Annotated in this window: 23 protein-coding genes and 1 pseudogene; 9 read left to right on the top strand and 15 right to left on the bottom strand. The window is 61.6% G+C overall.

Annotated elements, in window-relative coordinates:
- Positions 1-73: 73 nt before the first annotated feature.
- From GXB81_RS04750 to GXB81_RS04740, 3 genes are read right to left on the bottom strand one after another with little or no spacing between them, the layout of a single operon-like run.
- Complete coding sequence (locus tag GXB81_RS04750) at positions 74-943, bottom strand: isocitrate lyase/PEP mutase family protein (protein WP_167282927.1); 870 nt, start codon at positions 941-943, stop codon at positions 74-76.
- 14 nt (positions 944-957) lie between these two features.
- The gene (locus GXB81_RS04745) at positions 958-1,473 is read right to left on the bottom strand and encodes a 3-isopropylmalate dehydratase (RefSeq protein ID WP_167046916.1); all 516 of its coding nucleotides are present in this window, start codon (positions 1,471-1,473) and stop codon (positions 958-960) included.
- Positions 1,474-1,481: 8 nt separating this feature from the next.
- Positions 1,482-2,531 carry an aconitase family protein gene (locus tag GXB81_RS04740; RefSeq protein WP_240159188.1) on the bottom strand — a complete coding sequence of 350 codons (1,050 nt, stop codon included), beginning with the start codon at positions 2,529-2,531 and terminating at the stop codon, positions 1,482-1,484.
- On the opposite strand from GXB81_RS04740, the gene GXB81_RS31335 reads away from it, so the two are divergent.
- A complete protein-coding gene (locus tag GXB81_RS31335) occupies positions 2,532-2,756 on the top strand; it encodes a hypothetical protein (RefSeq protein ID WP_240159190.1) in 225 nt (74 codons plus the stop codon).
- Positions 2,757-3,094: 338 nt separating this feature from the next.
- On the opposite strand, the gene GXB81_RS04735 is transcribed toward GXB81_RS31335, so the two are convergent.
- From GXB81_RS04735 to GXB81_RS31330, 4 genes and pseudogenes are all read right to left on the bottom strand, one after another.
- Positions 3,095-4,159, bottom strand: a complete 1,065-nt coding sequence (locus GXB81_RS04735) for a hypothetical protein (protein WP_205299250.1) — start codon at positions 4,157-4,159, stop codon at positions 3,095-3,097.
- 12 nt (positions 4,160-4,171) lie between these two features.
- The gene (locus GXB81_RS04730; RefSeq protein WP_167282932.1) at positions 4,172-4,822 is read right to left on the bottom strand and encodes an NAD(P)H-dependent oxidoreductase; all 651 of its coding nucleotides are present in this window, start codon (positions 4,820-4,822) and stop codon (positions 4,172-4,174) included.
- A 141-nt stretch (positions 4,823-4,963) separates the two neighbouring features.
- Entirely contained in the window at positions 4,964-5,914 is a 951-nt protein-coding gene (locus tag GXB81_RS04725; RefSeq protein WP_346777777.1) for a PDR/VanB family oxidoreductase, read from the bottom strand.
- A gap of 15 nt (positions 5,915-5,929) precedes the next feature.
- A pseudogene (locus GXB81_RS31330) lies at positions 5,930-6,319 on the bottom strand (cupin domain-containing protein); the annotation flags it as partial.
- 159 nt (positions 6,320-6,478) lie between these two features.
- Here GXB81_RS31330 and GXB81_RS04720 point away from each other — a divergent pair.
- Positions 6,479-7,741, top strand: coding sequence for a citrate synthase (locus GXB81_RS04720; protein WP_241016236.1), 1,263 nt, complete (start codon positions 6,479-6,481; stop codon positions 7,739-7,741).
- Positions 7,742-7,758: 17 nt separating this feature from the next.
- Here GXB81_RS04720 and GXB81_RS04715 read toward each other — a convergent pair whose 3' ends face one another.
- Positions 7,759-8,676: a LysR family transcriptional regulator gene (locus tag GXB81_RS04715; RefSeq protein WP_167046928.1), complete on the bottom strand. Its 918-nt coding sequence runs from the start codon at positions 8,674-8,676 to the stop codon at positions 7,759-7,761.
- A 249-nt stretch (positions 8,677-8,925) separates the two neighbouring features.
- On the opposite strand from GXB81_RS04715, the gene GXB81_RS04710 reads away from it, so the two are divergent.
- On the top strand, positions 8,926-9,483 hold the full coding sequence (locus GXB81_RS04710) for an Rrf2 family transcriptional regulator (protein ID WP_167046930.1): 558 nt from the start codon (positions 8,926-8,928) through the stop codon (positions 9,481-9,483).
- Between the two features lie 165 nt (positions 9,484-9,648).
- Here the strand turns inward: GXB81_RS04710 and GXB81_RS04705 are convergent, their stop codons facing one another.
- Positions 9,649-10,122 (bottom strand): Rrf2 family transcriptional regulator, encoded by a 474-nt coding sequence (locus GXB81_RS04705; RefSeq protein WP_167046933.1) that lies wholly within the window; start codon positions 10,120-10,122, stop codon positions 9,649-9,651.
- A gap of 256 nt (positions 10,123-10,378) precedes the next feature.
- On the opposite strand from GXB81_RS04705, the gene GXB81_RS04700 reads away from it, so the two are divergent.
- Both GXB81_RS04700 and GXB81_RS04695 read left to right on the top strand, forming a co-directional pair.
- Positions 10,379-11,590, top strand: coding sequence for a globin domain-containing protein (locus GXB81_RS04700; RefSeq protein WP_167046936.1), 1,212 nt, complete (start codon positions 10,379-10,381; stop codon positions 11,588-11,590).
- A 256-nt stretch (positions 11,591-11,846) separates the two neighbouring features.
- Positions 11,847-12,407 carry an Rrf2 family transcriptional regulator gene (locus tag GXB81_RS04695; protein ID WP_167046939.1) on the top strand — a complete coding sequence of 187 codons (561 nt, stop codon included), beginning with the start codon at positions 11,847-11,849 and terminating at the stop codon, positions 12,405-12,407.
- A 76-nt stretch (positions 12,408-12,483) separates the two neighbouring features.
- Here the strand turns inward: GXB81_RS04695 and GXB81_RS04690 are convergent, their stop codons facing one another.
- Both GXB81_RS04690 and GXB81_RS04685 read right to left on the bottom strand, forming a co-directional pair.
- Positions 12,484-12,918 carry a carboxymuconolactone decarboxylase family protein gene (locus tag GXB81_RS04690; protein ID WP_205988507.1) on the bottom strand — a complete coding sequence of 145 codons (435 nt, stop codon included), beginning with the start codon at positions 12,916-12,918 and terminating at the stop codon, positions 12,484-12,486.
- 73 nt (positions 12,919-12,991) lie between these two features.
- Positions 12,992-13,423, bottom strand: coding sequence for a GNAT family N-acetyltransferase (locus GXB81_RS04685; RefSeq protein ID WP_167046945.1), 432 nt, complete (start codon positions 13,421-13,423; stop codon positions 12,992-12,994).
- A 96-nt stretch (positions 13,424-13,519) separates the two neighbouring features.
- On the opposite strand from GXB81_RS04685, the gene GXB81_RS04680 reads away from it, so the two are divergent.
- From GXB81_RS04680 to GXB81_RS04665, 4 genes are all read left to right on the top strand, one after another.
- Complete coding sequence (locus GXB81_RS04680; RefSeq protein WP_205988506.1) at positions 13,520-14,935, top strand: PLP-dependent aminotransferase family protein; 1,416 nt, start codon at positions 13,520-13,522, stop codon at positions 14,933-14,935.
- 89 nt (positions 14,936-15,024) lie between these two features.
- Positions 15,025-15,981, top strand: coding sequence for a helix-turn-helix domain-containing protein (locus GXB81_RS04675; RefSeq protein WP_205988505.1), 957 nt, complete (start codon positions 15,025-15,027; stop codon positions 15,979-15,981).
- Positions 15,982-16,089: 108 nt separating this feature from the next.
- Entirely contained in the window at positions 16,090-16,818 is a 729-nt protein-coding gene (locus GXB81_RS04670) for an alpha/beta hydrolase (RefSeq protein WP_205988504.1), read from the top strand.
- A 188-nt stretch (positions 16,819-17,006) separates the two neighbouring features.
- Positions 17,007-18,221 (top strand): NAD(P)/FAD-dependent oxidoreductase, encoded by a 1,215-nt coding sequence (locus GXB81_RS04665; RefSeq protein WP_167046954.1) that lies wholly within the window; start codon positions 17,007-17,009, stop codon positions 18,219-18,221.
- Here the strand turns inward: GXB81_RS04665 and GXB81_RS04660 are convergent, their stop codons facing one another.
- The 4 genes from GXB81_RS04660 to GXB81_RS04645 form a co-directional block, all read right to left on the bottom strand.
- Positions 18,222-18,779 (bottom strand): Rrf2 family transcriptional regulator, encoded by a 558-nt coding sequence (locus GXB81_RS04660; protein ID WP_167046957.1) that lies wholly within the window; start codon positions 18,777-18,779, stop codon positions 18,222-18,224. It abuts the gene before it with no gap.
- Between the two features lie 151 nt (positions 18,780-18,930).
- Positions 18,931-20,031: a porin gene (locus GXB81_RS04655; protein ID WP_167047209.1), complete on the bottom strand. Its 1,101-nt coding sequence runs from the start codon at positions 20,029-20,031 to the stop codon at positions 18,931-18,933.
- Positions 20,032-20,179: 148 nt separating this feature from the next.
- Positions 20,180-21,439 (bottom strand): FAD-dependent oxidoreductase, encoded by a 1,260-nt coding sequence (locus GXB81_RS04650; RefSeq protein ID WP_205988503.1) that lies wholly within the window; start codon positions 21,437-21,439, stop codon positions 20,180-20,182.
- Between the two features lie 38 nt (positions 21,440-21,477).
- The gene (locus GXB81_RS04645) at positions 21,478-23,091 is read right to left on the bottom strand and encodes an MFS transporter (protein WP_205988502.1); all 1,614 of its coding nucleotides are present in this window, start codon (positions 23,089-23,091) and stop codon (positions 21,478-21,480) included.
- Positions 23,092-23,614: the final 523 nt, after the last annotated feature.

The following is a 23,614-nucleotide window of genomic DNA, read 5'->3' as shown; positions in this document are numbered from 1 at the left end:
TATCCGGCGCTGAGGTCGGCCAGGGAGAAGCCGGATCGCGCGCGGCATATGCGCGATCCGGTGAGCGGGCGAATCAGATATAGCGATTCGCCCGCTCCGTAAACGCGTCGTAGCCAAGACGTGCTTCGAACACATCGGCGGGCTCGATATAAGCGTCGGTGCGGCTCGTATCCGACGAGCTTCGATAGGTTGCCAGCGCCGCCCCCAGCGATTTCGCCACGGCTTGCAGGCAGAATCCGTAATCGAGGACGATATCCGCGGCGCCGTCCCATTGGCTGCGATCGGTCACCGAGGGATGACCGATGGTGACGTATTTCGCGGGCACCATCCTGCGAATTCGCCGCAACGTTTCCGGCGTCGCGCCATTGGCGAAAATGTACTCGATGCCGATCTCCGCGAAGGCCCTGATACGGCGAATCGCTTCGTTCTCGTCTTGCAGCGCCCACATCGCATCGGTTCTTGCCATGATGATGAAGTCCGCGGAACTGCGCGCGTCGAGCGCCGCGCGCAGTCGCGCGAGCATCTGCTCGAGCGGAATCAGACGTTGCGGCAAATGGGTGTGTTTGCCGCCGGCGTGGTCTTCGATATGAATGGCCGCGACACCAGCCTGCTCGAATTCGCGTACCGTGCGCCAGATATTGCCGGGCTCGAAGAAACCGCCTTCGGCGTCGGCGATCACCGGCACCGAAACCGCCGAGACGACTTTTCGCGCATGGTCGACGAGCTGGTCCAGCGTCAGGCTGCCGACGTCGGGCATGCCGTAGGCGGCGGCCGCAGTCGCATAGCTGCCGACATAGACGGCGCCAAATCCCGCGCTCTCGACGAGCTTCGCGCTAAACGCGTCGTACGCACCGGGAATGACGAGGGCACGGGTTTCGTTCGCCGCGCCTCTGAGGACAGCCGATACTTCACCGGATTGTCGAATGGGTAGGAGTGTTGTCATTGCTTGAGCGCCTATCACGGGCGGCTGGAAGATAAAGACTGGAGATATTTGACAAGACCGCCCTCGCCGATGATCTGAAGCTCGGAAGCGCCGAACGGTTCAAACGGCAGCGAGCGCTCCGAGGTTCTGTTTCTGACGATGTTTTCGCTCCAGACCACTTCGAGCTGATCCCACCGCTGCGCGAATTCGAGAATGCCTGGGCAGGTAATCTGCGGAAATCCTTCCGCCATTTCGCCCCACCAGTAGCCCGGCGAAAACGACTCCGCGATGACGCAGGAAATGCCCAGATCGCGCATTGCGGTCATCGGGGGATAGTGAGGATGACCATAGCCGAAATTGTGGCCGCCGATCAGGATATCGCCCGGCTGAACGGTCGAGACGAAATCGGGGTCGATCGATTTCATCACGATGCGCCGCAATTCTCCGGCGTCCTGTATGCGGATATTCTTGACGCCGACAATCTGGTCGACGTCGTAGTCATCGTCGGGAAACACGAATGCAATACGCCCGCGAAGATTTTTCAGGCTCATGTTCGTTCTCACAGGTATTCGCGCGGGTCGGCAATACAGCCTTCGATCGCCGCGGCCGCGACAGCGCCAGCGTTGCAGAGAAAGATTTCCGCGTCGGCGCTGCCCATGCGTCCCGGAACATTGAGCGTGCCCGTGGAAACGGCGCGTTGTCCCGCGGATAGTGTTCCCATGCGTCCGTAGCAGTAGTCGCAACTGGGCGACGAGACAAAGGCGCCGGCTTCGACGAGCGCCGCGAGAATCCCTTCGCGCGCGGCATCGAGCATGATCTGCCGGGACGTCGGCACGATGTTGAGGTTGAATCCGTCGGCGACTGTCTGGCCACGCAGAACAGCCGCTGCCGCCCTCAGATCCTCCAGGCGTCCCGATGCACACGACCCCAGATACCCGGCCTGCACGGGCAAGCCGATGAAATCCCGCAGGTCGCGTGTGTTCGCGGGGCTGGGCGGCACGACGACAATGGGCTCGATCGCACTCAAATCGATTTCGTGAATCGCGGAGTAATGCGCGTCGGGATCGCTGTAGAGCGGCTCGATGGTCTTCCTTGCCCTCGGCAGGGCAACGCGCAGGCGCTCCTTGTCCGGATTCACGATGGCGGAAATGGCGCCGGTGAACATCGCAAGCCCGGTCAGCGTCTGCAACCCCTCGATCGAAAAGGCGTCGAGCCCCGCTCCCGCGAACTCCATGACCTTGAAACGGCAGCCGCCCGAGCCGATTTGCCTCACGATGTGATGCAACACGTCTCGCGCCATCACGCCCGCATTGAGCTTGCCTTTGAGGTCGATGCGAACGGTATGCGGCACACGCAGCGCAATGCGCTCGCGCGAATAGGCTTCGAGCATGTTCCGGTGAATGCCGAGCGCGAGGGTCCCGAACGTCCCCAACTGGCTGATATGCGGATCGAAATGGACGACCAGCGCGCCGGGAACGGCATAACCCTCCTCGGCGGCAACCTGGTGCCCGATGCCCTTTCGCTCGAAAAGCGCAACACGGTTCTCCGATGCCCACTGCCGGGTCTCGCCATGAAAGACCTCTTCGTCGGCCGAGATCGCGGGAACCATGTGATCGATGAAAAGCCCGAACCGGTCGGGCTCGGCGATCCGCTCGATGCCGAGGTCTTTCTTCAGTTGGCTGAAGTACACATTCGTGTAGCCGGGGAAGTCGTATGCCAGCACGAAGTCCGGCTTGACCATCACTTCATCGCCCGGCGCAACCGAATCCAGGCCCGCTGCACGGGCCATGATTTTTTCGGTGATTGTGGAACCCATGGTCTTTCCTCTGAATAACTGCATTCGCTCGTTATGCGAATATCAGTGCGCAGATTATGTGGACCAATCACCTGGGGTTGAAGCGCAAAATATGAATTGCAGCTAGCAGCGTTTTAACTGGATCGAGTGAGATCCCCGCTGTTCAGGCCTTTCATGGAGTACGGCCCCGATTAACACTAAAACGGACAAGGTGTTTTTCCACCGAGCCCGTTTACCGATTCAAGCGTCCCGGCCGATGTTGCCGGCCGTGTTCGCGCTTCGTTTAGCCGTGATTCATTGAGGCAGGACGCCAGAACATGGCGTCATGCCTCGATATCGAGGTCGTGTGAGCCACGCCTCGCCCCTACTACCGTACGTTAGATCCTGACACCGCACATGCCGGCGATAATGGCCGCAGCAATAACGGCACTCACGGCCACACCGGCAAACCAGGCCCGGTTTACGATGCGTCGGTCCATGCCATGAGCATTGAGTACGACTCTGAAACCTGCAACGAGGTGGCCCAATACGAAGAACACGCCGAGTGCATAGTGCGGCAGCAGGCGAATGTTCCATGGGTCATGAATAAGACCCGTCGGCGCGCCGGTCGCGAAGTTCCAGTCGGTCGGAATGTGCAGATACCAACGCGCGTAGATGAAAACCGAGTTCATATGCCCCAGGATGAACAGGGAAAGATACGCACCTGAGGCGATCTGGAAAGTACGGAAGAAATCATGCCGTGTTTCGCTCCAGCGCCAGCTCAGATAGAGACCACTGACGATCTGGAACAGGAAGGCGGCAACCAGCACCGGCTCGACGAATCTGTCCCGATAGACAGACCGGCCGACATCCATGACCGCGGCATGCGCGCTCGGGCCGATCAACCCTGTCAGATGATTCCCCAGGTGGAAAAGCACATAAAAGCAGAGGATCACAGCGCTTACGCCGTGAGCGACCCGCCACTTTCCAAGACCCGGCGCCACGGTGCGGCGCGTTTCGTCGCCGGTATGACGGAGCGCGCCCACCACAGCTGCGATCCAGATGACACACCAGACCCAGGGATCCGGAATGGGACTGCTTAGCAAAGTCTGCACGACGCCGAGAAAGACATACAAGGTCGGTGCGACTACGCTGAAGTAGGCAAGACGACGAAAACCGGTATGAATGTGCGGCCGGCATGCGACTGCGATCCCGAGCACGGGCGCGGCAAAGGAGAACACCAGCACGAACGCCGCAGCGGCGATATCGATGACGGTCGGCGTCGTCCCGGGAGACCCGACCAGTACATGAAAAAGCATCAGCAGGAAGGGATAGGCTGCCGCGGCCAATGGCGCGATGAATACGGCCGGGTCGATGCTTTGCACCGCCAGGCGCCCAGCGCTCTCTATTGCATTCTCTTCTCTGACGAGCATGGTGTCATCCTGGAGTGAACGTTGTTTCATGAGTTAAAGCCATCAGCCCGGTTGGCCGTCGCGCCGTTCCAGCCGCACGGCGCCGATTCCTGCCGTATCCATGGTGGCGATCAGGGCATCACGCTCCGCGGTCAGTTGATCGTTGTCGAGAAACGCGGTGGCCTGCAAGGCGAAAAACTGCAGGGAGTTCAATCCCACACAGCCGAATGCAGCCGTCAGATAAGGCGTCAGAAAGTCCGGCTGTTTCGCGCGAGCGCCCGTGAAAACTCCGCCGGAAGCAATGCCGATATAAACCGGCTTGTCCTGCAGCAGACCGATCTTTTCCCCTGTCGGCGCGACGCCGATCGTGCGGCCCATCCGGAGAATCTGATCGATCCAGGCCTTGAGTACGGAAGGCACCGTGAAATTGTTCATCGGCGTACCCACGACCAGAATATCCGCAGCCTCGATCTCTCCGATCAACTGCTCCGACAGATGCGTGGCCGCGTCCGCCTGCACGGAAGCCAATGCTCCCGGCGAAGACAGCACCGTGGCATAACCGGCCTCCGTATGAGGGATGGGATGGCGGCCCAGATCGCGGCGCACGACGGACACGGCGGAATCCACGGAGAGAAGTCGCGCGACGATGGCAGCCGAAAGTTTCCGGCTATGCGAGTCTTCCCTCGGGCTGCAATCGATGTGCAGGATTTTCATGACGCACTCTCCAGTGAATCGATAAACCAAAGTTGATGGGACGCGGAATTTCGCGTACCCAATGTAACACGGACTATAATTATCCTTGTTACTCTTTGCAAGTGCTTCTAGCGGAGCAGTGCATGCCCTTACCCCTGCGAACTACAGGTCGAGTACGAGCGTCCCCGATTTGCAGCCCGACACGCAGACTGTCATCACGGCATGGCTCGCGCGTTCAGCAGACGTCAGCACCGAATCGCGATGATCGGGCTCTCCTTCGAGCACGCGCGTCTTGCATGCGCCGCAGAGCCCTTGCGTGCAGCCATGCGCGACCTCAATGCCCTCGTCGAGCAGCGTCTGCAATAGCGACTTCGCGGGCGTCACCGCGAGCTTGCGCCCGGTGCGCCGCAGTTCGACTTCATAGCTCGACTGCTGCGTGGCCGGCAGATCGCGTGCAACAAAGCGCTCCACATGCGCATGCTCCCGCCCCAGTTCGGCACAGAGCCGCTCGAAGTCGTCGAGCATCGACGCCGGACCGCATGCATAGAAATGCGCATCCGCCGGACGGCTTGCCAGAAAGTGCCGCAGATCCACCCGATCCCCGTGCTCGTCATTGAAATGCCACGTCACCGGCAAACCGAATGCTTCGATCTGCTTGACGAATGCCGCATCGCTACGCGAACGCGCGCAATACAGCAGTTCGACCGGGCGCCCCAAGGCCATCAGGCGACGGACCATGCCGAGAATCGGCGTAATGCCGATACCGCCTGCGATCAGCACGCTATGCGCGGCGTCTTCGTGCAACGGAAAGTTATTGCGCGGCTTCGAAATTTCGATGGTCGAGCCCACGCGCAGGCCGTCGTGAATGTAGCGCGAGCCGCCCCGGCTCTCCGGCACGCGATAAACGCCCACCACGTAACGCCCCGTCTCGCCCGGAGAATTGCAAAGCGAATAGCTGCGTACCATGCCGTCGGGCAAATGCAGATCGATATGCGAACCCACGTCGAACGGCGGAAACGCCTCGTTTGCCTGGGGCGTCAATTCGATACTGACGATGCCCCTGGCCTCGCGATGGATCGCGCACACCGTCGCATTGAGCCGATCGCTTGCCACCGGCTTGCGCACGCGCGGCGGATGGTAGACGACCAGCATCTCGAGCGCGTCTTCACCGAGATTGCGGAACGAATGCGGCACGCCGGCCGAAATCGGGCTGACCGATCCGGCCTTCACGTCCTTGACTTCGTCGCCGACCGTCACCTCGCCGCGGCCGGACAGCACGTAGAACAGATGCGCGTGCGGCTCGACGTGCGTGGGCGAAGAACCGCCCGGTCCGACCGATGTCAGTTCGATGCTGTAGGCGTTGCCGGTATAGGCGGCATCGGTGAGGGTCTTGTAGCCGGACCGGTTGATGAACAGACCGGTCAACGGAACCCATGGCCGGTCATCGACGTGCCATGTTATCGGCCCGCTTTCCGCGGCCACGGTTGGACTGGGAACTTCGCGCGCGGCGTCGCTCATTGCGATCTCCTCTTCAATGGGGTTCTTTTCGCTGCGACTCGTCCATTACCGGGCTGCCTTCGCCCCGCCTGGGTTCGCAGCTATACTCGATCAATCGATCTCGGCAGTGATACTAGGAACTCGCCGAAAGTCGATCAAGATTGATTCTGAAAATCGACCATGAAACCGAAGAAGGATTTCCTGACCCGGGAGGAGGCACTCGCGACGCTAGGCGTAAAAACCGCGACGCTCTACACCTATGTGAGCCGTGGCCTGATTCGCAGCACCCCCGCGGAAGGCACGAACCGGCATCTCTATGCGCGGGAAGACGTCGAACGCTTCGCGGCACGCGGCCGTGGACGCCTGCCTCGCGCCGTCACGGCCGCGACGTCGATGCGCTGGGGCGAACCGGTGGTGATGTCGTCCATCACCAGCATCGAGGAGCGCGGCCCCGTTTACCGCAATCGTCCGGCCATCGATCTCGCCATGGGCGGGCATGCGTTCGAAGTCGTCGCGCACTTTCTCGTGACCGGCAACTGGCAGGAAGCCGAGGCCGACTGGCCCGCCGTCGATATGCCCGCCGATGTGGCAACCTTACTGCACGCTCATTCCCGCACGATGACTCCTGCCGACATCGGCCACTTCATGGCGATGCTCGCGATCGCGCTCAGTACGCGGGGACGCGACCAGCACGAAATAGCACACGGCGCCGCGATGCCCGCATTGAGGACGATGCTGGAAACCTTCGCGGGATGTTTCGGCTATCTGTCACCGGAAGGCAGCCATGCCGCGCGCAATCCGGGCGAGCGTCTCGCCGCGCACGCGCTGCGCGCGAGCGGCGCAGCGCTGACGCCGCAGGCCGTCGCGGCCGTCGACGCCACCCTGGTCGTACTCGCCGATCACGAACTCGCGCCGGCAACGTTCGCCGCGCGCGTGGCCGCTTCCAGCGACGCGAGCCTCTACAACTGCATCGCCTCGGCAATCGGTGCGCACGTCGGCTACGCGACGGGTGCGGGAACGGCGCGTGTCGAGACACAACTCTTCGAAACGTGTACCGAAAGCGCGCTGGAGGCGAAGCTCGAACTCGTGCGCAATCATGGCGTCGCGCTGTTCGGTTTCAATCATCCGCTGTACCCTCACGGGGACCCTCGCGCGGCGCTGATCCTTTCTCTCGCCGCGCGCTGCGGCACCGATCGTCCGGACGTCGCGAACATGCTCAGGTTCGTCGAGCGCGTGAGAGCCGAGGCGGACATGACGCCGGGCCTCGCTCTTGCGCTCGTCACGCTCGCCCGCGCGCTGGATATGCCGCGCGGCAGCGCCGCGGCACTCTGGATTCTCGCGCGCACGGCCGGCTGGGGCGCCCATGTGGTCGAGCAACGCGCTCAGGCCTTCATGCTGCGCCCGCGCGCCAGGTACATTCCGGCCCCGCTCGCGGACGACTGAAGCGTTCGCCCCCGCTTCTAGATACGACCTGCGCCAATCTCCTGCGCCACATACGCACGCAGGCATTCCACCCATGCCTTGATCTTCGCGTCCAGGTACTTGCGCGATGCGTACATCGCGTAGATGGTCATGCTCTGCAGTTCGAATTCGGGCAGCACGCGCACCAGTTTGCCGCTCGTCAGCAACGGCACGGCGGACGGCATCGGCAGCGGTCCGATGCCCGCGCCGTACGCAAGCGCGCTCGCCAGCGCTTCGGGAGAGTTCAGGCGCAATCGCCCCGGCGGCAGATCGATTTCCGTCGCGCCGTCGGGACCGACGAAGTGCCAGCGGCTGACCGGCAAATACGGCGTAACCAGTTGCAGACAGGCATGAGCGGCCAGATCGTCCACCTTCTCGGGCGTACCCTCGCGCTCGACATAGGCCGGCGAAGCACACAGCACGCTCGGCATCGTACAGATGCGCGTGGAGACGAGCGCCGAATCGGGCAATTGCGTGCTGGTGATCCGCAAGGTCACGTCGAAGCCCTCGTCGATCAGATCCGGCGTCTCCTGAGAAAGCGTCAGATCGGCGCGTACATCGGGATAAGCCTCCAGGTAGCGAACCAACGCCGGGACCACATAAGTCTGACCAAAGCTCAACGGCGCATGAATGCGCAGCACGCCCGCCGGCAACGACTGCGTGGAACGTACCTCGTCCTCCGAAAGATCGATCAGCGAGCAGATCTCGTCGCAGCGCTGTAAATACTGGTTGCCGGCCTCCGTCATCGCAACGCGACGCGTCGTGCGGTGTAACAGCCGTGTGCGCAGGTGTACCTCCAGCTCCGAAATGGCGCGCGATGCCTGGGCGGTGGTGATCTCCAGTTGCCGTGCGGCGGCGGTGAAGCTCGAGGCTTCCGCCACCCGCTTGAAAATTTTTATGTTGCGCAGCAGATCCATGACTCTTCCTGGTTATCGCTTTGCGGCGCATACGGCAAGGATTAAGCCGGTCTGCGAAATCGCAAATGCACTTCGTCATCCTGTTTAACTGGACATCGACGAGAGGAGCTACGCGGGAAGTATATCCCATAACTGCGATCATGTAAGTCGTAGTTATAAAATCGTCAGGATACGATGATGATGTAGTGGTTGCGGGCAAAGCCAAAGTTGTGTACCCTCATAACTACGATCAAAATTATCTTAGTTATCATGTCTCACATCAGCACGGGCGTCGAGTACGGTTTGCACTGCCTGCTGTACCTGACCCGCCCTCACGGCGCCGCGGAAGAAGCCAGCGTGCGCGATCTGGCCGAGCTTCAGGGCCTGCCTGGCGAGTTTGTGGCGAAGCTGTTCACCAGGCTCGCCAAGGCCGGGCTGGTCGTGGCCACGGAAGGCGTCAAAGGCGGGTTCAAGCTGGCGCGGTCGGCCAATCGTATCACCGTGCTCGACGTGCTCGATGCCATCGATGGCGGCAAGTCGTTGTTCGAATGCCGCGAAATCCGCAGCCGCTGCGCAATCTTCGACCATGCGGCTCCCGGTTGGGCAACGCGAGGCGTTTGCTCGGTCCACGCGGTCATGCAGGCGGCGGAAAAAGCCATGCGCAGCGAATTGAAGCAGCACACACTGGATGACCTCGCTCGACGCGTCGCCGACAAGTCTCCCCCGGCCTACGGGGTTCAGGTCGTCAAATGGCTGTCGGATCGCACGGCTAATCGGCTTGATGACAAGCCGGCGTCTGCGCGCGCAAGAGCACGCAAGCAGGCTTGAATCAGTGTGGCAGCGTTGCCCGCCGGCGTTGCCAGCGTTAACGCTACCTGGCGCCGCTTAACACCACTTAACATCGCCTCGCTCGAAGTGTCACGCAGGGCTATCGCCTGCGCGACGACCGGTAGACTGCGGCAAAACGACGCTCCAGATGAGCCGCCGCGAGACTTATCGAGGCTTGCGGCTGGCCAGCCGAATGTCCTCGACCGGTATCCCCAAAGACAGCGTGCGATTGATCGCCGTGGGCTTCTCTACGAGGTCCTGCAGCGAATATCCGTCGAGCACGTCCAGATAGGCCTGCAGGGCTCGATGCAGAACACCACGCAGCCCGCAAACTCGCGTGATGACGCAGCGATTGCCGTCGCGGAAGCACTCCACCATGCCGAAATCCGGCTCAGTGGCGCACACCACCTCCTTCAGATTGATGTCCACGGCGGGACGGCCAAGTCGAATGCCGCCGGAGCGCCCCCGCATGGTCAGCAAATATCCCTTCTGCCCCAGGTTCTGGACGATCTTCACCAGGTGGTTCTTGGGAATGCTGAAAGCATCTGAGATCTGCTGGATCGTGACCGGTTCATCGGGATGAACGGCCACGTAGATCAAGACGCGAAGACTGTAGTCGGTATAGTCGGTGAGCTTCATGGGATCCACTCGAAGAACGCGCTTGCACTCGCGCTACAAGGGGAGACGTCTCGCCCCTGTTAGAAAGCCGGCATCTTAACATGTACCAAGAATGCGTCTTTTTTATGGGACAAGATTCCGGATGTACAAACAATAAGTTGCATCTCTGATGCATGTTTTATAGAATTTTACCGGTATCAAGTAGCCAGCAGATCAGGGACGCGGTTCTTCTCTGCCTTATTTGATGCATTTTCAATATGTCTTTCTGGAGATTCGCATGCTGTCCGAGAATTCAAGGCCCTATATCGATGCAAGCGTTCCTGTGCTCAGAGAGCATGGCGTAGCGATTACCCAGCTCTTCTATCGAACCATGTTCGAGGAACATCCGTCGCTCACCAACCTGTTCAACATGGGCAACCAGGCCAATGGCTCCCAGCAGCAGTCCCTGGCATCCGCGGTATTCGCCTATGCCGCAAACTACAACAATAGCGATGCGCTCGCCCCTGTCCTCGGACGAATTGCACATAAGCACGCCTCCGTGGGCTTGACCTCCGCGCACTATCCGATCGTAGGAAAACACCTGCTCGGTGCCATTGCCACGACGCTGGGCGATGCCGCAACGCCCGAGTTGCTGGGAGCCTGGGACGAAGCCTACTGGCTGATCGCTGGAGAACTCATCGCGGCGGAAAGCCGGCTCTACGAGCGCTCCGGCGTTGCTCCCGGCCACCGCAACATCATGCGAGTGACCGGGCGCGTCATGCAGGCCGAAGACATCGTCAGCCTGACGCTCGTGCCGGAATCCGGCGAGCAGCCGGCGAGTTTTCACCCGGGGCAGTATGTAACGGTCGTGGTGGAATTGCGGCCCGGCGTCTACCAGCAGCGTCAATACAGCCTCTCGGATGCGCCCAATGGCATGGCATGGCGAATCTCGGTACGGCGCGAGAGGGGGGTGAACGCCAATCCCGTTGGCGCGGTATCGAACTGGATTCACGACAACATCCAGGCGGGCGACACGCTCGCGGTCAGCCAGCCCTTCGGCGATTTCGCCCCTGCGCTCAACGGCGAAGGCCCCATTGCCCTGCTCTCGGCCGGTGTCGGCATTACGCCGATGGTGTCGGTACTCAACGCGCTGGCGAACCAGGGAACCCATCGCAAGGTAGTATTTGCCCATGCGGCAAGAAGCCGCGCCTACCTGGCACACCTCGATGACATCGAGGCGGCCGGACGCACGCTTGCGCACCTGAAGCTTCATTTTTACGTGGAGTCCGGTGAGGCGACCGGGCTCGCGAACGCGCCGACAAGATCGGGACGCATGGAAGCAGGCGAGCTGGTTGCCGAAGATCCCGATCTCGCCAATGCGACCTTCTACCTGTGTGGACCGTTGCCTTTCATGCAGGCTCAAAGGGCTTCACTATTGGCGCAAGGCGTGCCGGCCGACAAAATCCATCGCGAAGTGTTTGGACCGGATCTTCTGGACCATCTTCTCTAATCGCGATCGAATCCAGGCCGATCGCCGCGTCAGACCGGCAGGCCTGGATATGGGTCGAATCGAGCGAGGCGACGCCAGATGCGTGTCTTTTCCGCGATCGAATCTGGCAGGTTTCGGCCCATTGACGTCCACTTCCGTGCGGGGCGCGAGCGCGTAAAGAGGCCCGCTCCACGCGTGGCCCCGCACCGCGCTCGCTTGCAATCCATAATACGACCCGATATAGTCTGCGTTATAGACTGTTGAGGCACTTCGTGCTATGGCATACATCGGAACCGGCGTCGAATACGCCTTGCACTGCCTTCTCTGGCTCGTCGCTCCTCTCGAACATCGGCCCAGCAGCCGCGACCTGGCGGAAATTCAAGGCGTTCCAACCGCGTTCGTCGCGAAGATATTCCCGAAGCTGGAAAAGGCCGGCATCGTCGAAGCAAGCGGCGGCATTCGCGGCGGATACCGCCTCGCCCGCGCGCCCGAGGAAATCAGCGTCCTTGACGTGGTGGATGCGGTCGAGGGGCGCAAAGCGCTGTTCGATTGTCAGGAAGTCAGAGGGCGCTGCGCCCTGTTTGACAACAAGCCACCCAGATGGGCAACTCAGGGCGTGTGCGGCATTCATGCGGTCATGCTCAATGCCGAGAAGGTACTGCGCGACGAACTGGCGAAAACCAGTCTCGCCCGGCTCTCAGCCGGGGTTCTCGGTAAAGGCATCCCGGCGGGTTTTGCGAGCCAGGTGCACACATGGTTTGCCGGCCGGCATGAAGCGCGCGAGGATGCGCGCATTACCGGAATGCGATCCCGCTCGACCACGCGCGAAGATACCTGACAGGTTCGATCACCCGGTGGCGTCGCGCGGCACGACTCTGCGCGAGGCCGCTATTGCCCGAATCGCGCGGCACGCGTTATTGCCGCATCCCGATTGCCAGCCGGTTGAATGCGCTCATCAATGCAATGGCAAAGCACAGGTCCGAAATCTCGACGTCGCTGAAATGCGCCTTGAGCGGCTCGTAATCCTCGTCGGGAGCGTGTGTGCGGTCCACGTGCGTCAGCGACTCGGTCCAGGCCAGCGCGGCACGCTCACGTTCGCTGAAATGCTCGCTCACCCGCCAGCCCGCGAGACTATCCAGCTTGCTATCGGGCACGCCGCCGGCGCGCAGCGCCTTGGCATGCATTTCCAGGCAATAGGCGCAGCCGTTGATCTGCGACATCCGCAACCAGACTAGCTCGATCAGCTCCTTGCCAAGACTGCTTTTATTCAGCGCGACTTTGGTGGCGCCGAGCCCACGGTAGGCTTCGGGGGAGAGGGTGTGATAAGGCAAACGTTTCGGGCTACTCATAAGAAATCTCCTACAACAAGGCAATCTGCTAGAACGAAGTCGGGTTCGCTACGTGCGCGGTTACGTGCGCGACCTAGAGCGGCTGACGGAAGTGCATCCCCACGGCCAGAAGACCCTGACGGAAATAGAAGCGTTGTCCAAGCGAATTGGCGAGACCCGTGTCAAGCACGAAGTTCGTGCACCTCTGCTTGCACGCCTCTTCGCGCAAGGCATCGATCAACCTGGCGCCCAAGCCGTGGCCGCGAGCGTCGGCAGCCGTCACCAGGTCGTCGACATAGAGGAAGCGCCCGTACAACAGGTTTTCCTGAAGGCGATAGCCCGCCAGGGCCTTGACCTGATCGCCCTGCCATACGGCCAGCAAGCGATATCCCTGCCCGGCCTGACGACGCGCTTGCGCGGTGAAGGTGGCGGCGTCGGTCAGATGCGGGCGTAATTCGCGCATGACCGCAAAGCTGGCCTGATAGTCCTGATCGCTATCGATAGGACTCAATCGAAAGGTGCTCATGTGTATTCGTGTCCGTTGTTATACGGACACTAATTTAGGACAATCATGGCCTATTCGATAGGTCCAAAAACTGAATTAATTAATAGGGCATTTGTCATGGATTTGCAGCACCTGAAGCCGAGCCGGGAGCAAGACGCGCCGATCTATCTGCAGTTGTACCGGCGCTACCGGGAAGCGATCGCTGCCGGCAAGCTGCAACCGGGGGATCGCGTGCCGTCGGTGCGCAGCCTCGCGAGCGAACTGAACCTCGCACGCGGCACGGTGGAAATGGCCTACCAGATGCTGTCGAGCGAAGGATATTTCGTCGCGCGAGGCGCTGCGGGAACCGTTGTCTCTCCCCGGCTGGCGAACCTGGCCGAGCCGGGCAAGGCGAGAGCCGCGGTCCATTCCGCTCACGAATCCCACCGCCCGCAGGCCGCCGCGAGCGAGGTGCGGCCCTTCCAGCTCGGCCTGCCCGCGCTGGACGAGTTTCCGCGCAAGGCGTGGGCGCGCCTTGCCGGACGCAACCTGCGCAGCCTGGAAACCGTAGCCATGACCTACCCCGATCCCGCGGGATACGCCCCTCTACGGCATGCCATCGCGACCTATCTCGGCATCTCGCGCGGCATCGCGTGCTCGCACGAGCAGGTCTTCGTGACGGCGGGCTACCGGGGAGCACTCGAACTCGTGCGCCATACGTTGCTACAGCAGGGCGACCTCGGCTGGTATGAAGAGCCGGGGTACATTTTCGCCCGGCAGCATCTGGCACGCGCCGGGATGCGCCTCGCGCCGATCGCCGTCGACGATGAAGGCCTCGACGTGGCGCTCGGCCAGCGAAGCGCCGCCGAAGCGCGCTTCGCGGTCGTCACGCCCACGCATCAAAGCCCCACGGGGGTGGCCTTGTCATTGCCGCGACGACTCGAACTGCTGGAGTGGGCGAGGCATCGCCGCGCATGGATCATCGAGGACGACTACGACAGCGAGTTCCGCTACCACGGTCGCCCCCTGCCCCCGCTCAAGAGCCTCGATCGCAATGGACGCGTGCTCTACACCGGCACGTTCAGCAAGGTACTGTTCCCCGGCCTGCGGCTGGCCTATCTGGTCGTTCCCGAGGCGCACGTCGGCAAGTTCAGGGACAGGGCAGACCACCTTCCCGGCCCGGGTTCCATCTTGCCGCAAGCGATCGTCGCCGATTTCATGGCGCAGGGGCACTTCGCCCGGCACTTGCGCAAGATGCGCGCGCTCTATGCCGAGCGGCGAGGCTATCTGTTCGAGGCCCTGACCCGGACGATGGGAAGCGCCCTGCAGATCCAGCCCCAGGCAGGCGGCCTCCACTTGCTCGCTCACCTGCCCCCACGGCAAAACGACAAACTCGTGACAGCGGCGGCTCAGGCCGCGGGGCTCGCCGTCGACGCACTGAGTCACTGGCGGCTGCGCAAATCGCCGCAAGGCGGTCTGCTGATGGGCTTTGCCAACTTCGCAACCGCCGCAGAAGCGGCCGCGGCGGTTCGGCGTTTACGCGACGTATTGTGAGCGTGTGAGCGAGGCGGTTCGCGTTGACAGTTTCAGCCAACGCTCTAGACTTGGCCATCCGACCGGATCGGCAAGCAACGAGGATTCGAATGAACAGGGCGACAATGCCGGCAACCCGCCGCTGGAGCACCGATGCCGTATCGCCGCGCGAGCGGCTCGATTACTGGCGCGAGGCCGTCTGTGAAGGCTTTCTGGAAATGACCGTCGACGCGTCGGCAAGCTCGTTTCACGGCACGCTGGAATCGGCGCCGCTCGAAGGCATCGGCATCAACCGCGTACGGAGCAGCACGCAGCATGTGTATCGCACTGCGCGTGCGATTTCCCGCGCGCGGGAAAACTATTTTTATCTGCTTTGCAAAACTGACTTCGCGTGGTTCGCCGAGCAGGACAGCCACCGCGCGGCGTTGCAGCCAGGCGACCTGCTGCTGGTCGATTCGCGCCGCAGCTACGCGTTTCATCTGATGTCGTCGGCCGACACGCTCTCGCTGGAATTGCCGACCGCCTGGGTGGAGCGCTGGCTCCCTCGTCCTGGCGACCACGTCGCGCGGCGCATCGACGGCCATCGCGGCTGGGGTTCGGTATTGAGCCGCTTCGCCTGCGAGCTCACCCCCGAGATGGCGATGCGCCCGCCGCTGCCCGCCCGGCTGCTGGCCGACCAGTTGGGCGCACTCCTCGCTCTCGCCTGCGATAGTCACGGCCCTGCGGTGGCACCGGCCGCCACCGAACTGCGTGCGCGCGTACTCGACGCGATTCGCGAACGTCATACCGAGCCCCGCGTGACGGCACAGGAACTGGCCGAAGGCCTCGGCATTTCCGAGCGCAGCCTGCATCGGTGTCTCGCCGGCACCGGCACGACCTTCGCCAGCGCCCTACTCGAAAACCGCCTCGCGACCGCCAAAGCACTGCTCGAACAAGCGCGCTTCGACCGGCTGACGATCGCGGAAGTCGGCTACCGCGCCGGCTTTGCCGACCCGTCCCATTTCGCGCGCGTGTGCCGCCGGCATCTCGGTGCGACTCCGCAGGCCTTGCGTCGACAGTTTCGCTGAGCGAGCTTCGACTGGCAGCGTGGGACGATCCCGTTGGCGGAACAAAACGATCCAACAGCCGCGCCGCGAATTAGACTAAGCCTCCCGAAAACCATCGAGAGGCAAACAATGGCCGATACCTATCTGCTCGTGCATGGCGCATGGCATACCGGTGCGGAGTTCGAAGCCGTGGCCGACGCGATCCGCGCGGCCGGCTGCACCGTGCACTGCCCGACCCTCGCGGGCAACCGCCCCGGCGACGACCGCGCCACGACCGGACTCGCCGACGCAATCGATTCGCTGGTTCACTTTATCGAGGATAACGAATTATTCGATATCACACTGGTCGGTCACAGCTACGCGGGCATGGTGATCTCCGGCGTGGCCGATCGCCTGACCGAGCGGCTCAGGCGCATCGTGTATGTGAACGCGTTCGTGCCGCTGGACGGCGAGTGCCTGAAGGATCTGGTCCCGCCGCATCACGCGGCGCTGTTCGACGCGATGGCCGCGGCCAACGGCAATGCGCTGATGCTGCCGTTCGAGGTCTGGAGAGAAAGCTTCATCAACGATGCAGACCTCGCGCTCGCGCGCTCCAGTTACGCGCAGCTCAATCCTCAGCCGTACCGGACCTTTACCGAGGCGATCTCCCTGAGCCGCCCGCTTGCGGCGCTGCCGCTCGGCAAATCCTATCTGAACTGCCAGCAGGACACCGCGATGCCGCATAGCCTGCCGTGGCATCCGCGCCTGTCCGAGCGGCTGGGACTGTTCCGGCTCGTCGAATGTCCCGGCAGCCACGAGACGCTGTTTTCGGCGCCGCAGCGGCTCGCGCAGGCGATCATCGAAGCCGGACGGGATTGATTCACGCCACCCTGGCGGATCGCCGATCGCGCCATCCGATCCGCGTACATCCGCCGATCTCTCCCTTTTGACCGAGTGGCCCTTCAGAAAAAAAGCTTGCGCATCCAAACTACGACAAATAGAATCGTAGTTATCGGCAGCAGTGATGCCTTCCTCAACTTCGATCATCAGATCAGGAGCGATAAAACATGAAACAACGGATTCTTGTCATCGGCGCCGGCTTTGCCGGTACGTGGAGCGCACTGGCTTCGGCCCGTCTGCTCGATATGGTCGGTCGCACCGACGTGGAAATCGTCCTCGTCGCACCGGAGCCGACCCTGCACGTCCGCCCTCGCCTCTACGAGCAAAACCCCGGCGGCATGAAGGCTCCGCTGCTGGACCTCTTCAAGACCGTCGGCGTCGAGTTCGTGCAGGGCAAGGTGGACCACATCGACGTCGAAAAGAAGAAGGTGACGGTCGAGGGTATCGGTGCCGACAGCTCGCGTCAGGAATTGAGCTATGACCGCCTGGTGCTGGCGGCAGGCAGCCGTCTGTTCAGCCCGCCGATTCCCGGCCTCAAGGAACATGCGTTCAACGTCGACCAGATCGCCGACGCAACGCGGCTCGAAACCCATCTCCATGGCCTGGCAAACCGCCCCGCAAGCGCCGGGCGCAATACGGTGGTGGTCGCCGGCGCGGGTTTCACCGGCATCGAAACCGCGGCGGAAATGCCCGCCCGCCTGCGCGAGGTTCTCGGCCAGGATGCGGACGTGAACGTCATCATGGTCGAGCGCAACGATGCGATCGGTCCGGACCTCGGTCCCGGCCCGCGGCCGATCATCACGCAGGCACTGACCGAACTGGGCGTGAAATGGAAGCTCGGCTCGGGCGTGGCGTCGATCGACGCGCAAGGCGTGACGCTGGAAAGCGGCGAACGCATCGAAGCCGACACGGTCGTCTGGACCGCCGGCGCGCGCGCCAACACGCTGACGGCACAGATTCCCGCCGAGCGCGATAACTTCGGACGTCTACATGTCGACAGCAACCTGAAGGTCAAGGGCCTCGATGCCGTCTATGCGACCGGCGACTGCGCCCGCGCCGCCACCGACGATGAAGGCAACCACACGATGATGGCTTGCCAGCACGCGATCGCCCTGGGCCGCTCGGCGGGCCACAACGTCACGGCAGACCTGCTGGGCGAAGAGCCGATTCCGTACAGCCAGCCCAAGTACGTGACGTGCCTCGACCTCGGGCCGTGGGGCGCCGTCTATACGGAAGGCTGGGACCGTCAGGTCAAGCTGACCGGTGCCGAAGCGAAGAAGCTGAAGACGGAAATCAACAGCGTGTGGATCTATCCGCCGAGCGGCGCCGACCGTGCCGCGGCACTGGCAAGCGCGGACCCGCGCCTCGTCGTGGTGGCCTGATCAGGCACGCTTGCGGCTGCGGCCGCTAACCGGTTCGGCCCTGTCGCCGCGCCGGTTGGCAGCCCGATCCGAGAGCCATTGCACCACCTGCGTACCGAAGGCGGCCGGCGCCTTGCTTTCGGTACGCTGAGCGAGATCGGCCAGTGTGTGGCGCTTGAGTTCCGAGCGCATCACTTTTTCCGCCGCCTGCATGACCGCGTGGATCGAACAGACGCCGCGCGTCGCCCAGCCCGGCGCTTCGTCGCCGAATATTGCGCAGCGCGCGCGGATTTCGCGGCAATCGAACAGGGCTTTCTCGCCGTCGATCGCGACGACCACGTCATGAACGGTGATGCGAGCAGCGGGCCGGGCCAGCCTGAAGCCTCCCTTGATGCCCTCCGTGGCGACCACGATTTCGGCCTTCGCGAGTTTCGTGAAGAGCTTCGCCAGAAAGTCGGCGGGAACACCCTGCAACTCGGCGAGATCGCGCACGCTCGCCCCGCCGGTGGACACATCGGAGTCGGCCAGATACAGCAGGCAATGCAAGCCGTATTCGACTCCGGAACTGATGTGGGACATAAACAACCAGGATTTATTGGATCGTAGTTCAAAGCCTATACGAGTCCTCATCCTGACGCAAGTTACGCCCACGGGTCCGCGGAGTCCGCGGGGTCCGTGCAACACAGGAAGTCGCCCGGATGCCCCGCTCCGTGGATGGACGATCTCCGCTTCAGAAGCTCGTCCTGATACCCGCCATCACGCCAAGCTGGCTGGTTCCCGCAGGCGGAGTGGTTCCGCCGCCGCCCAGGCTCACCGTATAGCTCGCCTTGGCGCTATTGCTCAGATAACCGCTCTGGAGATAGACGGAGGTTCGTTTCGAAAGAAAATAGGTTCCCCTAACGATTGCCATCGTGGCTCGGGTATCCTGCTGCGCATTGACGATCCTGACAATCTGCCCGTCGATCAGACAGGCAGGGGTGACCTGATAGGAGGCGTTGGCAAAGAACATGTCATAGCGTCCCTCGGGCGCGGGCCCTTCCGTCGTCACGTACCGGCCGATCCATCCGCCGCCGAACTTCAACGAACCCCAGATGCCATAGCCGTTGATCGTGGTGTGGACGTCCTTGTCCATATTGCCGGTCAACGGTGTGGGCGGCATGCCGTCGAAGAAGCTGACGGCGGCGCCCGGTCCGCCATGCTGTACGTCGTATGCCGCTGCAACGCCGTAGCTCGCACTGTCGTATTTGAGCATCGCGGTCCATTGACTGCACTGGGACATATGGCCGGCCGCCGAACCCACACACGTACCCTGGCCCGGCGTGTTTCCCGTGCCGGCGGAATCGCGGCCGAATGAGTAGGTCGCCCCGACGGTCACACCGTGAAAGGTGCCTTTATAGGCAACGGCATTGTCGCTACGTGCAACGGCAAGATACGGATCGACGGAACTGATGCTATAGATGTTCGGGCCGAGGACATTCGCATCCGCCAATGCCCATGTCGTCATGTTGTATTGGCGGCCAAACGATAGCAATCCGTAGGGCGTATCGAGGCCGACAAAGGCCTGGCGGCCGAACAGCCGGCCGCCTTGTCCCAGGCTGCCGTTGTTCGAATTGAAGCCGCTCTCCAGCGTGAAGACCGTACTGATCCCTCCGCCCAGGCTCTCGCTTCCGCGAATTCCCCATCTGGACGGTACTTCGCCCGTCAGACTCGGCATGCGGACCAGCCCGCTATTGCCCGACGCATGCGAAACGTATTCGATGCCTGTATCGATGATTCCGTAAAGGCTCACAGAGTCGGCTGCATGCGCATAACCGGACAATAGCAGAGCCATTCCGAGCGTATTTCGGAAAATATAAAGTCGCATTTCTGTCTCCAAACCAGGGGTCTCGTTTTTTTCTTTGTCGGTGACGGAAGTCAGGGAATCTCTCGCGGACCCGCTGCTTCCGTCATCTTTGCCATCTCAGACTGAGATTTTCTGCTTATCCTTCCGCGCTCGACTCCACTCCCTTTTGCTGGCTAATAGGCGGGGGCGCCTGGACTGTCGGGGCCGCCGCGTCGAATAAGGCCGCGCGATCCCTCGTGAGCGGGGGATAAATGCGTTGGCGATTGATCGTCTCCTTGACTTTCTTCGCCCGCGCTCCTTGCGCCGCCAACTTGCGGTCCCAGCCTTCGGTGTAGACGGCCCCCCAAGGACCGAGGTCGAGAATGGTCGTATACCAGTCGATGTCGAGCGACAACATCGGCAGACCCAACAGATCGCAGACGACGTTGTGCCCGGCAAATCGCCCCATCGGACGACCGTGCTGGCAAGACATGACCGACGCGTGCTCGCCGTCGAAAAGCGCGCGCGCCACGTCGCCTGCCGCAAATACGTCGCGAACGCCTTCGACCTGCATGTATGCGTTCACGGGAACGCGGCCGAGTGCGTCGTGCTCGACAGGAAGACATTTCGTCAAGGCATTGGCCCGCATCCCGCCGCACCACACGATTGTCGATGCGTCGATTCGCTTTCCGTCGGCCAGTGTCAGCCCTTTGCCGTCCACCGCCTGAAGCTCCATGCCCGGCATCAACTCGACGCCCAGTTCGGTGAGCGCATGCTCGATGACGGGTTGCGCACCGCCCATAGCCGTTGCGATCTCCGGCGTGCGATCCGCGAGAATCACGCGAATGTCCGAACCGTCGCTCCGGGAATCTCCACGAGATGCAGCGAGGCTGCGCAGTCTGCTCGGCAATTCGGCCGCGATTTCGATTCCAGTCAGGCCGGCGCCGATGACGACGGCGGTCAGACTCCCTGCCTCGGTGGACGTCACGACGTTTTCAAGGTGCTGTTCCAGTCGCTTCGCACCCGCGTAGGTATCGACGTCGAACGCATGTTCGGCGAGGCCGGCAACCGGCGCGTAGGCGAGCTGGCTTCCCGAGGCCAGTACGAGCCTGTCGTAGGAGATCGATCTGGCATCGCCGTCGACCTTCACGGTGACACGCTTCGCCGAGGAATCGATGTCCGTCGCTTCCCCTTTGAGCCATAAGACGCCCGCCGGATCGAGCACATCGTCCAGAGGGACCAGCGTCTCCTCGAGATTCTCTTCGTAGTTCCGAACCCGAATGCTGTGATTGGCCGTCGGATTCACCAGCACCACTTCGACTTCCGAGTTCATGTTCTGTTCGTCGATCTTGCGTGCGGCCCCGAGGGCGCTCCACAATCCGGCAAACCCACCACCAATTATCAATATTCTCTTCATGACGATTTTCCGAATAAACAATATTGAAGTTAAACCGATTAATTGATGTCGTTATTTTTTGTTTCGGTCATAAACAGCGCGCCAACGACGAACGCCAACGCGGCGACACCAATCGGATACCAAAGTCCGGCGTAAATGTTGCCGACTGAAAGATTGAGTGCCGAAACGACGAACGGCAGCATGCCTCCAAACCAGCCGGCTCCTATGTGATAGGGCAGCGAAAGCGACGTATACCGAACGTTCGCGGGAAACAGTTCGACCATGAAGGCAACAATCGGACCGTAAATCATGGTCAACAGTATGATGAGATACCAGAGCAGCAGAAATACCATCGGCTTATTGACCTGGGTCTCGTCGGCATGTTCCCGCCAACCCGCACTTTCGAGCGCGGCTTTCAGCTTTGCGGCGTCGAACCCTTCAATCCGCTGCGAGCCGATCGTCGTGACCATCCCGGTGCCGTCCGCGGGCTGCGTTCTGTACGAGACACCGGCAAGGCTCAGGTAGTCGCGAGTCTTATCGCACGCGGTAACCGCTGGGGAGAACAGGCGGAATGTGCAGTCGTTAGCCGATACGTCAATGGCGGTGTCCGCCAGAAACTTCTCCAGCTGCGGATTGGCGTAGTGCGTGAGCGCCTTGAATGCCGGCTGAATCGTGAGCGCGGCGGCAAGACAGGCCAGTACCATGATCCACTTTCGACCGAAATGATCCGACAACCACCCCGACACAAAATAGAACGGAGCCGCTGCGATCAATGACGTGACCATCAGGACGTTGGTCGTTTCGGGATCGACCCTCAGGACGGTACTCACGAAGTAGAACGAATAGAAGTGCCCGGTGCCGTAAAGCACGCCGACTCCCGCTGCCGCGCTAAACAACAGAACGAGTACTTTCTTCAGGTTCTGCCGGTCGAGAAAACTGGCGGCAATCGGGTTGCGAGCGAGCTTTCCCTGAGCCTTGCATTGCTCGAAGACCGGCGATTCGTTCAGCCCCGCACGCAACTTGATGGCCGTGTAGAGAAGAATCAACGACACGAGAAACGGAATTCGCCATCCCCACTTATCGAACATCGCGGTGCTCATCCAGGCACGCGACATCGTCACGACGACGATCGACAGCACCAGACCGCCCGTCGCCGTCATTTGCAGGCAACTGCTGACCAGCCCCCGGCGGCGCTTATCCGCATGCTCGGTCAGGTACGTGGCGGCACCGCCCACCTCGCCGCCGAGTGCCAGTCCCTGCAAGAGGCGCAATACGACCAGCAGAACAGGCGCGAGAACGCCGATCTGCGAATACGTCGGCAGTAAGCCGATGCCCATCGTTGCACCACCAATGAGTACGATGGTCATGCCAAACGTTCGCTTTCTCCCGATCCGGTCGCCGATATAGCCGAAAATGATCGCGCCGATCGGTCTGAGTACAAACGCTGCGCCGAAAACCGCCAGACTCGACAACATCGCCGCCGTCGGATTACCGGGTGGAAAAAACAGATGGGCGAACGTACCGGCGAGCGCCGCGTAGATGTACAGGTCGTACCACTCCAGGAGCGCACCGAACGATGAGGCAATAACGATTCTCGATCCCCGTACGATCCGATGCCGTCTTGGCAAATGCTGTCCATCCCTGCTGCCGACTGCTGTATTGTCCACTTCCATGTCTCCTACCTTTCTTTAAATATGGCGAATATAGAAGGCGGCTATAGTCTTCGATCGATGCAACATCACGATCAGCCCCTTTTATTCGGGCGCCGCTCTATCGCCAAGCCGAATGCGCTTGTCCGATTCCAGCACGGTAGACCCGGTCACCGGGCAGGTCTATAAATCGAAATCAATATGCATTATTATGATTTTCTATAAACCCGCCCCCAAGAGGCTGACGCCGTTTTCGGGAGTTGAAAGATGTGACCGGGCTTGCCGGCCATACACCGGGTAGCGCGACAAATCATCGGATTGATAAGCCGCATAACTGCCAGTGCCTTCCCGGCGCGATCCTCGTTTACCCGCTTATCGACGGCCAATCGATGGGGATGCATGATGCGGAATCGCATCGAGCGCGCATCGGGAATCGCGAATAGAGGACGACCTTGCCGTTATACGCATCGGGGCTGCAAGCGGAGCATGGTACCCGTCGGCAGACGCAGCCCCGCCGCGTCCTCCACGCCCCCGATATTGCATACCT

Origin of the sequence: Paraburkholderia sp. Ac-20336 (genome assembly GCF_017105025.1) — a bacterium.
Taxonomy (GTDB): domain Bacteria; phylum Pseudomonadota; class Gammaproteobacteria; order Burkholderiales; family Burkholderiaceae; genus Paraburkholderia.
The sequence above is the reverse complement of the archived record's forward strand: the minus strand, read 5'-3'. Positions and strand labels throughout refer to the sequence as shown.

Excerpts from the sequence above, each read along its gene's own strand:
- GXB81_RS04750 (WP_167282927.1), bottom strand. The coding sequence starts at position 943 with ATGACAACACTCCTACCCATTCGACAATCCGGTGAAGTATCGGCTGTC.
- GXB81_RS04745 (WP_167046916.1), bottom strand. The coding sequence starts at position 1,473 with ATGAGCCTGAAAAATCTTCGCGGGCGTATTGCATTCGTGTTTCCCGAC.
- GXB81_RS04740 (WP_240159188.1), bottom strand. The coding sequence starts at position 2,531 with ATGGTTCCCGCGATCTCGGCCGACGAAGAGGTCTTTCATGGCGAGACC.
- GXB81_RS04735 (WP_205299250.1), bottom strand. The coding sequence starts at position 4,159 with ATGAAACAACGTTCACTCCAGGATGACACCATGCTCGTCAGAGAAGAG.
- GXB81_RS04730 (WP_167282932.1), bottom strand. The coding sequence starts at position 4,822 with ATGAAAATCCTGCACATCGATTGCAGCCCGAGGGAAGACTCGCATAGC.
- GXB81_RS04720 (WP_241016236.1), top strand. The coding sequence starts at position 6,479 with ATGAAACCGAAGAAGGATTTCCTGACCCGGGAGGAGGCACTCGCGACG.
- GXB81_RS04715 (WP_167046928.1), bottom strand. The coding sequence starts at position 8,676 with ATGGATCTGCTGCGCAACATAAAAATTTTCAAGCGGGTGGCGGAAGCC.
- GXB81_RS04710 (WP_167046930.1), top strand. The coding sequence starts at position 8,926 with ATGTCTCACATCAGCACGGGCGTCGAGTACGGTTTGCACTGCCTGCTG.
- GXB81_RS04705 (WP_167046933.1), bottom strand. The coding sequence starts at position 10,122 with ATGAAGCTCACCGACTATACCGACTACAGTCTTCGCGTCTTGATCTAC.
- GXB81_RS04700 (WP_167046936.1), top strand. The coding sequence starts at position 10,379 with ATGCTGTCCGAGAATTCAAGGCCCTATATCGATGCAAGCGTTCCTGTG.
- GXB81_RS04695 (WP_167046939.1), top strand. The coding sequence starts at position 11,847 with ATGGCATACATCGGAACCGGCGTCGAATACGCCTTGCACTGCCTTCTC.
- GXB81_RS04690 (WP_205988507.1), bottom strand. The coding sequence starts at position 12,918 with ATGAGTAGCCCGAAACGTTTGCCTTATCACACCCTCTCCCCCGAAGCC.
- GXB81_RS04685 (WP_167046945.1), bottom strand. The coding sequence starts at position 13,423 with ATGAGCACCTTTCGATTGAGTCCTATCGATAGCGATCAGGACTATCAG.
- GXB81_RS04680 (WP_205988506.1), top strand. The coding sequence starts at position 13,520 with ATGGATTTGCAGCACCTGAAGCCGAGCCGGGAGCAAGACGCGCCGATC.
- GXB81_RS04675 (WP_205988505.1), top strand. The coding sequence starts at position 15,025 with ATGAACAGGGCGACAATGCCGGCAACCCGCCGCTGGAGCACCGATGCC.
- GXB81_RS04670 (WP_205988504.1), top strand. The coding sequence starts at position 16,090 with ATGGCCGATACCTATCTGCTCGTGCATGGCGCATGGCATACCGGTGCG.
- GXB81_RS04665 (WP_167046954.1), top strand. The coding sequence starts at position 17,007 with ATGAAACAACGGATTCTTGTCATCGGCGCCGGCTTTGCCGGTACGTGG.
- GXB81_RS04660 (WP_167046957.1), bottom strand. The coding sequence starts at position 18,779 with ATGTCCCACATCAGTTCCGGAGTCGAATACGGCTTGCATTGCCTGCTG.
- GXB81_RS04655 (WP_167047209.1), bottom strand. The coding sequence starts at position 20,031 with ATGGCTCTGCTATTGTCCGGTTATGCGCATGCAGCCGACTCTGTGAGC.
- GXB81_RS04650 (WP_205988503.1), bottom strand. The coding sequence starts at position 21,439 with ATGAAGAGAATATTGATAATTGGTGGTGGGTTTGCCGGATTGTGGAGC.
- GXB81_RS04645 (WP_205988502.1), bottom strand. The coding sequence starts at position 23,091 with ATGGAAGTGGACAATACAGCAGTCGGCAGCAGGGATGGACAGCATTTG.